Raw genomic sequence first — 15,022 nt, forward strand, 5'->3', positions numbered from 1 at the left:
AGCTCTAGAAGCTGTGTTCGTAAACCCGGCTGATGTCGCCGTTCCAGTCGCCGTGATAAAGGTCCAGCAGGCGCTGCGCAGGCACTTTGCCGCTGGCGACGATCTCGTCCAGCGGTTCGAGAAACCCCGATTCGTTGTCGCCGCTGGAATTGAGCCGCCCGCGCGCGCCAAGCCCGCTTCGCGCGATGCGCAGAACTTCGGGCGCGATATCGCGCAGGGTGCGGCCCCGCCCAACCGGCGCGTCGAGTCCCAGCCTGGGCACCGCGCGGCGCAGTTCCTCGCGTTCCTCCATCGTCCAGTCCTTGACCAGGTCCCACGCGGCGTCGAGCGCGGACTGGTCGTACAGCAGCCCGACCCATAGCGCGGGCAGGGCGCAGATGCGGTTCCACGGGCCCCCGTCCGCCCCCCGCATTTCCAGGAAGGATTTCAGGCGCACTTCGGGAAAGGCGGTGGAGAGGTGATCGACCCAGTCGCTCGCGCGCGGCAGCTCGCCGGGCAGCACCTCCAGCTCACCGCGCAGGAAATCGCGGAAGCTGTGCCCGGCCGCATCGATGTATTTCCCATCGCGGAAGACGAAGTACATCGGCACGTCGAGCATGTAATCGACGTAGCGATCGTAGCCGAAACCGTCCTCGAACACGAAGGGCAGCATGCCGGTGCGGTGCGGGTCCGTATCGGACCATATGTGGCTGCGGTAGCTGAGGTAGCCGTTGGGCCGCCCTTCGGTAAACGGCGAATTGGCGAACAGCGCCGTGGCCAGCGGTTGCAGCGCCAGGCTGACGCGGAACTTTTGCACCATGTCCGCCTCGCTGCCGTAGTCGAGGTTGGTCTGGATGGTGCAGGTGCGCAGCATCATGTCGAGGCCCAGGGTGCCGACGCGCGGCATGTGACGCAGCATGATCCCGTAGCGGCCCTTGGGCATGATCGGCAATTCGTCGCGCGTCTTGTCGGGCCACATGCCGAGGCCGAGGAATCCTACGTCGAGCCGTTCGCCGATCGATTTCACCTGGTCGAGGTGTCGGCCGGTCTCCGCGCACGTATCGTGCAGCGATTCAAGCGGCGCGCCCGATAGCTCCAGCTGACCGGCCGGTTCCAGGCTGACGGCGCCGTCGGGCCCCGTCAGCGCGATGACCTTGCCGCCTTCTTCCACCGGTTTCCAGCCGAAGGCCTGCATCTCGTGCAGGATCTCGCGGATTCCCCCTGGCCCGTCATAGGGCGGGGCAGCGTGATCGGCGCGGCGATAGACCAGCTTTTCGTGCTCCGTGCCGATGCGCCACTGCGCGCGCGGCTTCTCCCCGGCGGCCATGGGCGCCGCGAGCTGATCGCGGCTTTCGATGATGGGATCGTCCGTGCCGGATGCCTGCCGCGTGCTCATGCGCGTTGCACTAGAAAACGCAATTCGCCCGCGCCAGCGAATTAATGCTGCCAGTCCCCGGCAACGCCCATCCACAGCGCGGTGGCAGCGATCGCGGCGGTTTCCGCGCGCAGGATGCGGGGGCCGAGCGAGATCGGGACCGCGCGGGGGAGTGCGCGGATCGCAGCCCGCTCGCTGTCGTCGAAGCCGCCTTCGGGACCCACCAGGATAGCCGCCACCTCGCCGCCGCCTGCGCCGAAAGCGTCCACTGCCGCCGCTCCGCCAGCTTCGTCGGCAAAGAACAGCGTGCGGCCTTCCGGCCAGTCGGCCAGCATGGCATCGAGGGAAACGGGCGCCGCCACGACGGGCAGGGCGGTCCGGGCGCACTGCTCCGCCGCCTCAATCACTGCGGAGCGGGCGCGATCGGGATTGAGCCGATCGGCCACCGAACGACGGGCGATAAAGGGGCGGATTTCGGCGACGCCGAGCTCGGTCGCCTTTTCCAACACGACGTCGAAGCGGTCTTTCTTTATGAGCGCCGGGCACAACCACAAGTCGGGCACGGCTTCCCGCGGGCGCAGTCGCTCCACGGGTTCCATGATGACGGAGCGCTTGGCCGTCTCCACCACGCGCGCGGCCCATTCACCGGTCTGGTCGTCGCACAGGATCACGGTGTCGCCGGCCGCCACTCGCATGACGCGGGAGAGGTAGTGGGCCTGGTTGCCTTCGACCTCCACGTGCGCGCCTTCAGCCAGCGGCGGGGGGACGAACAGGCGCGGAGCGCTGCGGGGCGGCCAGGCGGGTGTTGCGGGCATGATCGCGCGTTGTCCTACAGCGGCGGACTGTGCCAAGGAAGGGCCCATGCCGCGCCGCCGCTACCCAGAGATGCACACCCATTCGCTCCGTGTTTGCCTCGCCGTGCTGCTTGTTCACGACAGTTGGCCAGGCCAGCGGCCCTTGCCCCGCCAGGGTTTGCCAGCGTGAGCAGTGGGCCGTCCTTTTCCGATAACGCCGTGGTCCCGGACAGTGAACATGGCGGCCTGGTCGCGCGCCTTCCGCAGCGTTTGCGGGATTTCGCCATGCTCGCGCGGTTCGACCGGCCGATCGGATGGTGGCTGCTGTTCTGGCCTTGCGCGTGGGGCATCTGGCTGGCCGGCGCCGGGTGGCAGTGGTCGCTCATCGGCTGGATGCTGCTCGGCAGCATCGCGATGCGCGGGGCAGGGTGCGTCTACAACGATATCGTTGACGCCGCTCTCGACCGGCAGGTGGCGCGCACGGCGCAGCGCCCGGTGGCAAGCGGCCGCGTGTCGGCCAGGGCCGCGTGGGTCTGGTTGTTCGCTCTCTGCGCCGCCGGCCTCTTGGTCCTGCTGCAACTGCGCTGGCAGGCGCAGCTCGTCGCGCTCGGCAGCGTGGCGCTGGTGGCGGCCTATCCTTTCATGAAGCGGATTACCTGGTGGCCCCAGGCCTGGCTGGGGCTCGTGTTCACCTGGGGCGCGCCGGTCGGCTGGATCGCACTGCGCGGCGATCATCTGGGCGTGCTCGCGGCGCTTTACGCCGGCGCGGTGTTCTGGTGCGTGGGCTACGACACGATCTACGCGCTGCAGGACCGGGAGGACGACGCGCTGGTCGGCATCCGTTCCAGTGCGCTGCGCCTGGGCGCGGGCGTGCAGGCGGGGGTGCTGGCGTTCTACACCGCCGCGATCGCGCTGTGGGCGCTGGCGTTCTGGCTGCTGCGGGGCGACTGGGTCGCGCTGCTGGCGCTCTTGCCGGCGGCGGCGCATCTCCTGTGGCAGGCACTAACGCTGGACCCGGCCGACCCGGACAATCCGCTCGCGCGGTTCCGCTCCAACCGCACGGCGGGGGCGCTGATGGCTGCGGCGTGCCTGGTCGTCGGGAACGCTTAGGAGAACCCGACGCTACGGCGACCGTAAGTCAAACACGGTCAGGCCTTTTCGAGTGTGCACTGAAGCGGGTGCTGGTTCTCGCGCGCGAAATCCATCACCTGGTGCACTTTGGTTTCCGCCACTTCGTAGGGGTAAACGCCGCACACCCCCACGCCGCGCTGGTGGACGTGCAGCATCACCCGCGTCGCCTGTTCCAGGTCCATGCGAAAAAACCGTTTCAGCACCATCACCACGAATTCCATCGGGGTGTAATCGTCGTTGAGCAGCAGCACCTTGTACTGGCTGGGCTTCTTGGGCTTTGCACGGGTCTTGGTGGCAATGCCAACCTGGTCGTCGGCGTCGCGATCGTGGTCGCTTCCCGCGGCGCGGACCGGCATGACGGATAAATGGCGGGGGTCGGTCATTGGCTGGGCAATATCGTATCGTGACGCCAGGCTGCAAGGTGTGCGGCGCGCCTTATTGGCACGCCAACGGCAATGGGCCGGACGGTTCGCACCATCCGGCCCATTCGTAGCCGCTCGCCGATGGCCGGGTGGGTGCCGGCAGGCGATGGGACTTGATTGCTCAGGCTGCTTTGGAGATCGCTTCGGCAGCGACGCTCATGCGGCTCGAGATCGGCGCGAAAGCCTCGTTGGCAAGCTTCATCGAGACTTCGGCATTCTTCGCGTAATGTGCGACCATCGCGTCGAAGTTGCGGCGGGCAATCTCGCCCTGCAGCTTGAACAGGTCGGTCGGTGTGCGCACCGCGGCCATCGCCTTGAGGTCGGCGGTCACGGTTTCGAACGCGTCCTTGGCAGCTTCCACTTCGCCGCGGGCCATGCTCTGCATGCCGGTGCCAAGGATCTTGCCGGATTCGACCAGGGCTTCGACGTTGCCCTTGGTGAATTCGGTCATTTCGCCGGCGGCGGCCTGCATCTTATCGTAAGCGGCCTTGGCGCGGGTCTGCGCTTCGGCAGTCACATTTTGCACGGTAGCGGTGAAATCGGTCGTCTTGGCAGTGGCCATGATCTTGTCCTTGAGTTGGGAAACGGTGGGGGTGCGGGGTGCCGCAGTTGTAGCTTTCGGGGCGGGCGGAGCCGCAACGCGGCGCTTTGCCGCCGCAGCAGTCTTCGCCTTCCGGGATTTGCGCGCTTCTGCCTTCGCCTTGGGCTTGAACGCGGCCGTGGCAGTCGGTGCATCGTCCGGACCGGCAGTTTCCATCTTCGCAGCAGGCGTGACGTCCTTCGCCTCGACGGGCGCAGGCGTATCGGCCTTGGCAGCAATCGGGGTGTCAGTAGTCTTGGTGGCGGGGTCAGCAGCCATCGCACGCTCCTATGTTGCAGTGCACAAATAGGAGATCGTCGCGGTGAGTCAACAATTTTTGTGCACTGCACCATCGGCGCCGTGCGATCCGCGCTGTCACCGCGTCCGGACGTAGCGTCCTGGCGCGTCCTCCAGAACCGTGTCGCCTTTGCCGCCAGGCGCCCTCTTGCCTTTTGCGGGCACTTTCTTGGCGTCCTTTGCGGTTAGCCATTCGAACCAGTGCGGCCACCAGCTTCCCTTGTGCTCGGTCGCGCCCGCGACGAAGTCATCCAGGCTGTCCGCGTCGCTATCGCCCGTCCAGTACTGGTACTTACCCGCGGCAGGGGGATTGACGACGCCGGCGATGTGACCCGATCCGGCAAGCACGAATGTCGTGTCCTTCCGCGCATGGCGGGTGAGGCGCCACACGCTGGCCGCCGGGGCGATATGGTCCTCACGCCCCGCCTGGATGAAAATCCGCGTGTCGATCCGGCTCAGGTCGATGGGGGTTCCATCCGCCTCCAGCGCGTCGGGCACGACCAGTCGATTGTCGCGGTAGAGATCGCGCAGGTAGGCGCCGTGCCATTTTGCCGGCAGGTTGGTCACGTCGCCGTTCCAGTGGAGCAGGTCGAACGCGGGATAATCCGCACCGAGAAGGTAGTTGTTGACCACATAGTTCCAGATGAGATCCCGCCCGCGCAGCAGATTGAACGTCGCGGCAAGATATCGGCCATCCAAATAGCCGTCGGGCGACAGCGTACCGAGCATTTCGAGCTGGTTTTCGTCGATGAAATTCTTGAGCTCGCCTGCCTCCTCGAAGTCCACTTGCGCGGTGAAGAACGTCGCGCTCGCAACTTTGCCCGCGTGGCCGCGCCGAGCGAGAATGGCCAGCGTGGCCGCCAACGTGGTCCCGGCCACGCAATATCCGATAGTGTGGACGGAAGGCACCTTGAGCCGGCTGCGCACCAGATCGACCGCGTCTATCTGCGCGCGGATGTAGTCATCCCAGATCACGTCCTTCATGCTGGCATCCGCCGATTTCCAACTCACGACGAAAACCGTCAGGCCCTGGTCGACCGCCCATTTGATGAAGCTCTTCTTCGGCGTGAGGTCGAGGATGTAGAACCGGTTGATCCATGGCGGAAAGATCAGCAATGGTGTCTCCAGCACCGTTTCCGTCGCCGGACTGTACTGGATGAGCTGGTAGAGCGGCGTCTCGTGGATCACTTTCCCGGGCGTGGTGGCGATCGTTTCGCCAAGGCGGAACGCTTCGGTATCGGTATGCGTCAGCTGCCCGCGCCGGAGATCGTCGATCAGGTGACGCATTCCCTTCACCAGGTTCGCGCCGCGTGTCGCCATGGTCCGTTCCAGCACCACCGGGTTGGTGGCGATGAAATTGTCCGGGCTCATCGCCTCCAGCATCGACCGCGTGGCGAACGCCAGCTGGTCGCGCTTCGCCGGGTCGAGACCCGTCGCGTCCTGGGCCATCCGATTGAGATGGTCGGCGACCATCAGGTATGCTTGATGGAGGAGCGCGTAAGCGGGATGGTTCCGCCAGGCCGGGTCGGAGAAGCGCTTGTCGTTGCGGGGCATCTCCGTTCCAGCATCGTTCGTGCCGGCCGCCTGGCCCACCACCCCCGACCACAGGGCCAGCGTCTCTTCTGCCAGCGCTCCCTGCGTTGAGAGGCCGTCCGCCATGGTCTTCTGCCAGGCATCGCTCCACCCCTTCGACAGGAGGAGGAAGCGCGCGGGATCGATACCTGCTCCGCCGGCCGGCGCGGCGCTGCCCGTTCCGCCCAGATACTCGAGCCACATGGACTGCAGCGCGCGGCCTGTTTCGGCCCAGGCGGCCATGTCGTCCCACCCCATCGTGGGGGGCTGGGTCGCGTCCGAGGCGGCGCCGGGCATCATCGCCCCCCACATCTCGCGCATCGCCTCCCCCTGCATGTCGAAGAGCGCGGCGAAGGGATTGGGCGGGGGGGTCGCGCTGGCCATCGATCGAATCCTCTCATGCGTCTGGATACGCAACAACTTGGCGTGCCTGCCGGTTTCGCGGCAAGGAATATTCGCCTACACGGGCAGGCCAACCTAGCCGAAGAGACCGATGAACGACGAATTCTACCGCATGAAGCGCCTGCCGCCCTATGTCATCGCCGAAGTAAACGGCATGCGGGCCGCCGCGCGCGCCGCGGGTCAGGACATCATCGATCTCGGCATGGGCAACCCCGACCTGCCGCCGCCGCCGCACGTCATCGAGAAACTGTGCGAAGTGGCGTCGAAGGCAGGCGCACACGGCTATTCGCAATCAAAGGGGATACCCGGCCTCCGCCGCGCGCAGGCGAACTATTACGGCCGCCGGTTCGGGGTGGAGCTCGATCCGGAGACCGAGGTCGTCGTGACGATGGGCTCGAAGGAAGGGCTCGCCAGCCTCGCCACGGCCATTACCGCGCCGGGCGACGTGGTTCTGGCGCCCAACCCCAGTTATCCGATCCACACCTTCGGCTTCATCATCGCCGGGGCCACGATCCGCAGCGTGCCGACCACGCCGGACGAGGAATATTTTCGCAGCCTGGAACGGGCGATGGCCTTCACCGTCCCGCGGCCGAGCATCCTGGTGGTAAACTACCCATCCAATCCCACTGCCGAGACGGTGGACCTCGCATTCTACGAACGGCTGGTCGCCTGGGCGCGCGAAAACCGGGTCTGGATCATTTCCGACCTCGCCTATTCGGAACTTTATTACGACGGCAAGCCAACTGTCTCGATCCTCCAGGTTCCGGGGGCGAAGGACGTGGCGGTAGAATTCACGTCGCTCAGCAAAACCTATTCGATGGCTGGCTGGCGCATCGGCTTCGCCGTCGGCAACCGCGATCTCATCGCGGCCATGACACGCGTGAAGAGCTATCTCGACTACGGCGCGTTCACCCCGATCCAGGCGGCGGCCTGCGCGGCCTTGAACGGGCCGCAAGACATCGTCGAGAGGAACCGCCAGCTTTACCACAAGCGGCGCGATGTGCTGGTGGAAGTGTTTGGCCGCGCCGGGTGGGACATTCCGCCGCCGCCCGCCAGCATGTTCGCCTGGGCCCCTCTGCCCAAGGCACTGGCGCACATGGGCAGCCTGGAATTCTCGAAGCAGATGCTCCTCCACGCCCAAGTCGCCGTGGCGCCGGGCGTCGGATATGGCGAAGACGGTGAAGGTTACGTGCGCATCGCGCTGGTCGAAAACGAACAACGTCTGCGCCAGGCGGCTCGCAACGTGAAGCGCTGGTTCCAGTCCATGGGACATAACAGCAACGCCGCCTGACACGGCAGCCGGGGCGCTTGCGAACTGTACCGGCATGCCCACCTTGGCGGGGTGGCAGACCAGCTCGCCCTTTTTCCCGACAGCCCGCCGGCCAGCGTGCCGGAAGGGCTCGTCTTCATTCCCGACGCGATCTGCGCCGCGACGGAACGCGCGCTGGAAAGGCGGATCGACGCGGCACCGCTCACGCCCTTCCAGTTCGGCCAGTGGGAAGCCAAGCGTCTCACCGCAAATTACGGTTCGGCATACGATTACCAGCGGGCGCGGCCGATCTCCGCGCCGACCATGCCGGATTGGTTGGTCGATCTGCGCAACGCACTGGCCCCGGCTTTCGGCCTTTCGCCGGAAGCGTTCGTGCAGGGTCTCGCGATCCGGTACGATCCGGGTGCGGGTATCGGCTGGCACCGCGACCGGCCGCAGTACGGACAGGTCATCGGGCTGTCGCTATCGACCCCCGCGACCATCCGGTTCCGCCGGAGGCGCGCGGACGGCGCTTTCGACCGGCGTCCGGTGCTCCTTCCGCCACGCTCCGCCTATCTGCTTGACGGGCCCGCAAGGACGGATTGGCAGCACTCGATCGCCCCGATGACGGCGACCCGGCGCAGCGTCACCTTCCGCACGCTGCGGAACGGCGCGCCGTTCTAGCGAGGGTTAATGGACGGGCGCGCCAAAAAGGTCGTGCGCGTCGGCATCTTCGACCAGCACATTCGCGAAGTCGCCCGGGCGCAAGTCTGCGGACACGTTGCGAAGGAATACCTGACCGTCGATCTCGGGGGCATCTGCCTGGCTGCGGGCGGTGGCGCCGATGTCGCCGTCAGCGTCGGGTTCGCCAACTTCGTCCACGATCACCGGCAGCACGCGGCCGACCTTCGCAGCCAGTTTCGCCGCGCTGATCCGTTCGGTTACTTCCATCAGGCGGGCGTAGCGTTCTTCCTTCACAGTCTCGGGCACGGGATCGGGCAGGGCGTTGGCCGCCGCGCCATCCACTGGCTCGAACCGGAAACCGCCCACGCGGTCGAGCTGCGCTTCTTCCAGCCAGTCGAGCAGGTACCGGAAATCGTCCTCGGTCTCGCCAGGAAAGCCGACCACGAAGCTGGAACGGATCGTGAGATCGGGCGCGATCGCTCGCCACGCGCGGATGCGTTCCAGCACCCGGGCCTCATTCGCCGGCCGCTTCATCGCGCGCAGCACCTTGGGGCTGGCGTGCTGGAACGGAATGTCGAGGTATGGGGTCAGCAGCCCTTCGGCCATCAGCGGGATCACCGCGTCGACATGGGGGTAGGGATAGACATAGTGCAGCCGCACCCACGGCGAAGCGCCCTCCGGCGTGCGAAGCTGGCCGAGTTCGCGCGCCAGATCCGTCATGTGCGCGCGCACCGGGTGCCCGTGCCACATCCGTTCCTCGTGCCGGATGTCCACGCCATAGGCGCTGGTATCCTGGCTGATGACGAGTAGCTCCCGGGTGCCGGCCGCCACCAGCTTCTCCGCTTCTCGCAGGACGGCGTCGATGCGGCGGCTGGCGAGCCGCCCGCGAAGCTGCGGGATGATGCAGAACGCGCAGGAGTGGTTGCAGCCTTCGGAAATCTTGAGATAGCTGTAATGCCGCGGCGTCAGCTTGATGCCGCCGTCGTCGGCATAGACCTGGGGCACTAGGTCAACGAACGGACCCTGGCTGGGCGGGGCGGCCGCGCGCACCGCGTCCACCACGGCTTCGTACTGCTGCGCGCCGGTCACGGCCAGCACCTGGGGGAAGCGCGCGCGGATGGCCTCGGCTTCTTCGCCCATGCAGCCGGTCACGATCACGCGGCCGTTTTCCGCGATCGCCTCGCCGATCGCCTCGAGGCTTTCTTCCTTCGCGCTGTCGAGGAAGCCGCAAGTGTTCACCAACACGACGTCGGCGCCGGCGTAATCGGCGCTCATCGAGTAGCCGTCCGCTCGCAGGGCCGTGAGGATGCGTTCCGAATCGACCAGCGCCTTGGGGCAGCCGAGGCTGACCATGCCGACTTTCTTCTGGTCTGGAATCGAGGTGGGGGAGTGGGTGCTCATCGCGGGCGGCCCCCTACACCCCGCGCGCCAATTAGGCTACACTATCGTGATAAGGGGGAGAACGGGCGCAAATGGGGCCGGTTAACTGGGTTGCAGTTGTCGTGGCAGCGCTCGGGGCGGGGTTGCTTGCCCTCGCCTGGTTCAGGCCGGCATTCGGCGCGGAAAAGGCGCGCAAGGTTGCCGGCGGGCGCTTCGTCGCGCGGCGGCATCCGCTGCGCTTTGCTGCGCTCGCGGGGCTGATGCTGCTCATCACCTCTGCCATGCTGGGCCATTTCTTCGCCCGCGTCGGCAGCGCCACGCTGGCGGAAAAGCCCTGGCTCTATTTCATGATGAGCGGCGGCCTGGCGCTCGCCTTCGTCATCCCGGCGCTGTGGACCAGTTTCGCCCATATTCGCGTGCCGACGCGCGTCGCGCTGATCGATGCGGGATACTGGCTGGCGGCTTATCTGGCGATGGGACTCGTCTTCTACCTGATGGGATAGCTGGCAGGCATCATCCGCCGCCGGTGGGTCTGATCTCCACGACCACATCGCCGGCGCGCAGCTTTTCCGTCTCCCAGAATCCGAACGCGCTGTCGCCCCGATAGACCCTGAGGCCCAGGCCGCCGCTCGCCAATTCGTTCACGGTGTGTCCGATTTCGTCTTCCATCACCGGTCGTTCGACCAGTTGGACACGCCCACCGACCGACGCGAGATCGACCATGTAATCGGCGACATGGCTTCCCTGCGCGCTGCCGGCGAGCAGCAGACCGGTGAAGCGCACCGGGTTGATCACGTTGTCTGCCCCCGCCTGGCGCGCAAGCAGCTCGTTGTCCGCCGCGCGCACCACTACGCTGATCGGCACCCTGGGCGCGAGATGGCGGACGGTGAGGACGATGAGGATCGAGGAATCGTCCCTTCCGGCAGAGACCAGCACCGTCTGCGCCTGTTCGATGCGCACCGCCATCAGGTTCTCATCCCGCGTGGCGTCGGCTTCCATTACGTTGCAACCCAGGGCCCCGGCCTCGGCCAGCCGCTCCGCGCTGTTGTCCATCACCACGATGCAGGACGGGTCGGTCCCGCGTGCGATCAATTCGTGGACCGCTTCGGATCCCGATATGCCGAAGCCCAGCACGACGATGTGATTGGTCAGGCGCTCCTGAATCCGCTTCATGCGCCATTTCTCCCAGCTTCTGCGAATGACGAAATCGTAGGCCGCGCCCACGAAGATGAACAGCACGGCGATCCGGATGGGCGTGACGATCACTGCCTCCACCAGCCGCGCCTGGGGCGAGACGGGGGTGATGTCTCCGAACCCCGTGGTGGTGACGGAGATCATCGTGAAATAGACGATGTCGAGGAAGGAGACATCCCCGTCGTAGTGGTCGACCAGCCCGCTGCGATCGAACCAGTGGATCGACACCACCACGAGGACCAGAACGAGTGCCAACCCCAGCCGAATGCCGAGATCGGCCCAGACAGGGACTTTTACCGCGCGCCGCAGCGGCTGGAACTTGACGTCCGGCCGTGGGCGGCCGTTCCCCTGTTCCTCTGCCATGACTCTACGCGAACCGTTCGCCGAGCTCGCCGAGCGAGGCGTGGTGGGTCAGGTCGAGATGCAGCGGGGTGACCGCGACGTAGCCGTCGGCGATGGCTTCAAGGTCGGTGCCGTGGTCAAGCGTGTGCTCGATCGCCTCCAGCCCGAACCAGTAGTACGGATACCCGCGCGGATCGCGGCCTTCGACGACCGTGCCGCGCGAATAATCGTGAAATCCCTGGCGGACGACGCGGATGCCCTTCACCTCGCCGGCGTGCAGGGGCGGGAAGTTGACGTTGACGAGCGTGCGGCGCGGCAGCGGCACGTCAAGCAGCGGGGCCAGCACCCTGGCGCCCCAGGCCGCGGCCGCATCGAACGGGACCGCGTCGCCCATGCCTTCGCCAGCATAGACCTGCGAGAGTGCGATGGCGCGGATTCCGGCGAGAGCGCCCTCGATGGCCGCCGAAACGGTGCCGGAATAGGTGATGTCGTCCGCGAGGTTGGCACCGCGATTGACGCCCGACAGGATCACGTCCGGCGGCCCGTCCATCACCTTGCGCAAACCCAGCGTCACCGCGTCAGTCGGAGTGCCACTGACCGAGAAGCGCCGCGGACCATGCTGCCGCAGCCGCACGGGCCGGGCCAGCGTCAGCGAATGGCCGGCGCCCGACTGTTCCTCGGACGGGGCGCATATCCACACGTCGTCGGAGATCGACCGTGCGATTTCCTCCAGCACGGCGAGGCCGGGGGCGTGGATGCCATCGTCGTTGGTAAGAAGGATGCGCATCAGCGGACAGGCTCCAGCAGGTGCAGCCCGCCGGTCCACGGCAGCAGCGCTTCCGGCACGATCACCGATCCATCGGCCTGCTGATAGTTCTCCAGCACGGCAACCAGCGTGCGGCCCACTGCGAGGCCGGAACCGTTGAGAGTGTGGACGAAAGCGGGCTTGCCGTTCTCGTCACGGTAACGGGCGTTCATCCGCCTCGCCTGGAAGTCGCCGCACCAGCTGATCGAGCTGATCTCCCGATATGCCGCCTGGCCGGGCAGCCACACCTCGAGGTCGAAGGTCTTGCGCGCACCGAAGCCCATGTCGCCGGCACACAGCAGCATCGTGCGATAGGGCAGGCCCAGTCGCTCGAGGATATTCTGCGCGCTGCGGACCATGTGCGCATGCTCTGCCGATGCGTCCTCTGGCCGGCAGATGGAGACAAGCTCCACCTTGTCGAACTGGTGCTGGCGGATATAGCCGCGGGTGTCGCGCCCCGCCGAGCCCGCTTCGGATCGGAAGCATGGAGTGAGCGCGGTGAGGCGCAGCGGCGCGGGCAAGTCGATGATCTGTTCGCGCACCGAATTGGTCAGGCTGACTTCGCTGGTCGGGATCAGCCAGCGCCCGTCGGTGGTCGCGAAGCTGTCCTCCGCGAACTTCGGTAGCTGTCCGGTGCCGAACATCGCATCTTCGCGCACCAGGAGCGGCACGGCACACTCCTGATAGCCATGTTCGCCTGTCTGCACGTCGAGCATGAACTGCGTCAGCGCCCGCTGCAGCCGGGCCATCTGTCCACGCAGAAAGGTGAAGCGCGCGCCCGCCAGTCTTGCGCCGGTTTCGAAATCCAGGCCCAGCGCGGGGCCAAAGTCCGCGTGTTCGGCGGGCTGGAAGGCGAACGCGGGAAGCTCGCCCCAACGCGCGGTCTCGACGTTGGATGCCTCGTCCTGCCCAAGTGGAACATCGGCGGCGGGCAGGTTCGGAAGCTGCGCCAGGAGATTGTCCTGCGCGGCCCCGGCGGCCCTCTCCTCTTCCTCGAGCGCGGGCAGCTCGGCCTTGATCGCCGCAACTTCCGCCTTGAGCGCACCGGCGGCATCCTGGTCGCCGCGCCCCATCGCGGCGCCTATCGCCTTCGACGCTTCGTTGCGGCGGGCCAGGCGATCCTGCGCCTTGGTCGCCGCCACCCGGCGCCTTTCGTCGAGCGCCAGGACCTCGGCAGCTGCCGCGGCGAATCCCCGCCTTGCAAGCGCCGCGTCGAAGGCAGCGGGATCGTCGCGGATCAGGCGGATATCGTGCATGGCCGCCGCCTATGCCCTGTCGGCTTTCGGGGAACAAGGCCGCCTGACGCGGGTAGAAAGGCCTATCACGGACCAGGCGAAGCGTGTGGGACGCCGGCAAAGGGCAGATAATTGAATAACATGATGGCTTTGCCCCCGCGGCGCACACCGTTCATCACGGTCCTTGACCGGACCTTGCGTGCAGGGCGTGCGCTCGGGCTGGTGTCACCGGCCGAACTGCGGATGGACGCCATGCTGGCGAGCGCGGCGGAGGACACCGGGCTGGATGATTTCGGCGATCCCTGGTTCAAGCGCCCGCTCGCCGTCCTGCTGGAGGCAATTCAGGGGGAGGCCCGGCTGAACGCGGCCGGTGAATGGGCCGCCCGGCAGCAATTCCACCACGTCCTGCGCGACCGTCTGTGGACGCAGATGTGGTTCGAACGACATCCCGAGATCCTGGCCCGCCCGATCCCGCACCCGGTTGTGATCGTCGGGCCCATGCGTTCGGGCACCACGCGGCTGCACCGCCTGCTCGCATCCGACCGGCGCTTTGCTCACTTGCGGAGCTTCGAAACGATCAGTCCGGTCCCCCGCCCGGGGTTCGAGGAGGTGATGGCCGGAGGCTCGAAGGATTTCCGTCCGAAGCTGGCAGCCCGGATCATGAAAGTCGCCCGGCTCGCCAACCCGCGCACCCTGTCGATCCATCCCACTGGTCCCTACGAACCGGAAGAGGAACTCGGCCTGCTCGTCGCCAGCATGTGGGGCATGAAACACGAAGCGCAGTGGACGGTGCCGACCTATGGCCGCTGGTGCGAAGGCGAGGATGCCGAACCTGCCTACCGCCACATGGCGAACCTCCTGCGCTTGATCGGATGGTCGCAGCAGGAAAGCTCGCTCCGGCCCTGGATACTCAAGACACCGCAGCATATGCTCGACCTGCCGGCGTTGCTGAAAGTGTTTCCCGACGCGCGCCTTATCTTCACTCATCGCGATCCGCGGCAGGTGGTCGGCAGCGCCGCTTCGCTCGCGTGGAACCAGACGATCATCTATTCGGATCATGCCGATGCACGGTCAGTCGGGCGGGAATGGCTTCGCAAGACCACCTTGCAGGTCGACCGCATGATGGAGGCCAGGAACAACATTCCTGCCGAGCTCATGATTGACGTGCAGTATGACGACATGGACAGCGACTGGCGCGGCACGATGGCGCGTGTGTACCGTTTCCTCGGCCTCGACATGGAACCGGCTGTGCGGGGCATGGAGCGCTATGTCGATCGCAGCCGAGCCCTGAAGCGTCGTCCCCATCGCTACAGCCTGGATCAGTTCGGGCTCGACGAAGGGCAGGTTCTCGATCGGCTGGCCCACTACATCCAGCGCTTCGATGTTCCGATGGAAGGGCAGGTCGCGCCCGCCAGGTTGAGCGTAGTACACGGTTGACGGCAGCCGATCGTAAACTTCACGGCCCGGAAAAAACCTTTTATTTCTGAGTGCAGTAGAGCGTTATCCGAAAATGTGCGGTTCTTCGCCTCGGGGTTAACCGAAAGCATTTGACTCTGGTTAACAGAGGCCTAACGTCCATCG

The 15,022-nt window shown here is 66.2% G+C and carries 14 protein-coding genes; 5 read left to right on the top strand and 9 right to left on the bottom strand.

The window, feature by feature from the left end:
- Positions 1-4 precede the first annotated feature (4 nt).
- Entirely contained in the window at positions 5-1,375 is a 1,371-nt protein-coding gene (locus GRI40_RS12720) for a glutamate--cysteine ligase (RefSeq protein WP_160611908.1), read from the bottom strand.
- Positions 1,376-1,416: 41 nt separating this feature from the next.
- Positions 1,417-2,169, bottom strand: coding sequence for a 16S rRNA (uracil(1498)-N(3))-methyltransferase (locus GRI40_RS12725; RefSeq protein ID WP_160611909.1), 753 nt, complete (start codon positions 2,167-2,169; stop codon positions 1,417-1,419).
- 165 nt (positions 2,170-2,334) lie between these two features.
- Between GRI40_RS12725 and ubiA the strand changes: the two genes are divergently transcribed.
- Positions 2,335-3,258: a 4-hydroxybenzoate octaprenyltransferase gene (ubiA, locus tag GRI40_RS12730; RefSeq protein WP_160611910.1), complete on the top strand. Its 924-nt coding sequence runs from the start codon at positions 2,335-2,337 to the stop codon at positions 3,256-3,258.
- Positions 3,259-3,296: 38 nt separating this feature from the next.
- On the opposite strand, the gene clpS is transcribed toward ubiA, so the two are convergent.
- The 3 genes from clpS to GRI40_RS12745 all read right to left on the bottom strand — a co-directional run bounded on the left by clpS (position 3,297) and on the right by GRI40_RS12745 (position 6,534).
- Positions 3,297-3,635: an ATP-dependent Clp protease adapter ClpS gene (gene clpS, locus GRI40_RS12735; RefSeq protein WP_160612096.1), complete on the bottom strand. Its 339-nt coding sequence runs from the start codon at positions 3,633-3,635 to the stop codon at positions 3,297-3,299.
- A 187-nt stretch (positions 3,636-3,822) separates the two neighbouring features.
- Positions 3,823-4,560: a phasin family protein gene (locus GRI40_RS12740; RefSeq protein WP_160611911.1), complete on the bottom strand. Its 738-nt coding sequence runs from the start codon at positions 4,558-4,560 to the stop codon at positions 3,823-3,825.
- 96 nt (positions 4,561-4,656) lie between these two features.
- Positions 4,657-6,534: a PHA/PHB synthase family protein gene (locus GRI40_RS12745; RefSeq protein WP_160611912.1), complete on the bottom strand. Its 1,878-nt coding sequence runs from the start codon at positions 6,532-6,534 to the stop codon at positions 4,657-4,659.
- A 109-nt stretch (positions 6,535-6,643) separates the two neighbouring features.
- Between GRI40_RS12745 and GRI40_RS12750 the strand changes: the two genes are divergently transcribed.
- A complete protein-coding gene (locus GRI40_RS12750; protein ID WP_160611913.1) occupies positions 6,644-7,843 on the top strand; it encodes an LL-diaminopimelate aminotransferase in 1,200 nt (399 codons plus the stop codon).
- A 51-nt stretch (positions 7,844-7,894) separates the two neighbouring features.
- Positions 7,895-8,485 (top strand): alpha-ketoglutarate-dependent dioxygenase AlkB, encoded by a 591-nt coding sequence (locus tag GRI40_RS13955; RefSeq protein ID WP_160611914.1) that lies wholly within the window; start codon positions 7,895-7,897, stop codon positions 8,483-8,485.
- A gap of 6 nt (positions 8,486-8,491) precedes the next feature.
- Here GRI40_RS13955 and rimO read toward each other — a convergent pair whose 3' ends face one another.
- Entirely contained in the window at positions 8,492-9,886 is a 1,395-nt protein-coding gene (gene rimO, locus GRI40_RS12760; protein ID WP_160611915.1) for a 30S ribosomal protein S12 methylthiotransferase RimO, read from the bottom strand.
- 71 nt (positions 9,887-9,957) lie between these two features.
- On the opposite strand from rimO, the gene GRI40_RS12765 reads away from it, so the two are divergent.
- On the top strand, positions 9,958-10,368 hold the full coding sequence (locus GRI40_RS12765; RefSeq protein ID WP_160611916.1) for a DUF1761 domain-containing protein: 411 nt from the start codon (positions 9,958-9,960) through the stop codon (positions 10,366-10,368).
- A gap of 10 nt (positions 10,369-10,378) precedes the next feature.
- On the opposite strand, the gene GRI40_RS12770 is transcribed toward GRI40_RS12765, so the two are convergent.
- Genes GRI40_RS12770 through serS form a run of 3 tightly spaced genes read right to left on the bottom strand, consistent with a single transcriptional unit; the run spans position 10,379 to position 13,462 of the window.
- A complete protein-coding gene (locus GRI40_RS12770) occupies positions 10,379-11,422 on the bottom strand; it encodes a potassium channel family protein (RefSeq protein WP_160611917.1) in 1,044 nt (347 codons plus the stop codon).
- 4 nt (positions 11,423-11,426) lie between these two features.
- Positions 11,427-12,188: a 5'/3'-nucleotidase SurE gene (gene surE, locus GRI40_RS12775; RefSeq protein ID WP_160611918.1), complete on the bottom strand. Its 762-nt coding sequence runs from the start codon at positions 12,186-12,188 to the stop codon at positions 11,427-11,429.
- Entirely contained in the window at positions 12,188-13,462 is a 1,275-nt protein-coding gene (serS, locus tag GRI40_RS12780) for a serine--tRNA ligase (RefSeq protein WP_160611919.1), read from the bottom strand. The genes surE and serS overlap by 1 nt, the downstream gene beginning before the upstream one ends.
- 120 nt (positions 13,463-13,582) lie before the next feature.
- Between serS and GRI40_RS12785 the strand changes: the two genes are divergently transcribed.
- Positions 13,583-14,878 (top strand): sulfotransferase family protein, encoded by a 1,296-nt coding sequence (locus GRI40_RS12785; protein WP_237489172.1) that lies wholly within the window; start codon positions 13,583-13,585, stop codon positions 14,876-14,878.
- Positions 14,879-15,022 lie beyond the last annotated feature (144 nt).

This window comes from Tsuneonella aeria, from assembly GCF_009827495.1.
GTDB classification, from domain to species: Bacteria; Pseudomonadota; Alphaproteobacteria; order Sphingomonadales; family Sphingomonadaceae; genus Tsuneonella; species Tsuneonella aeria.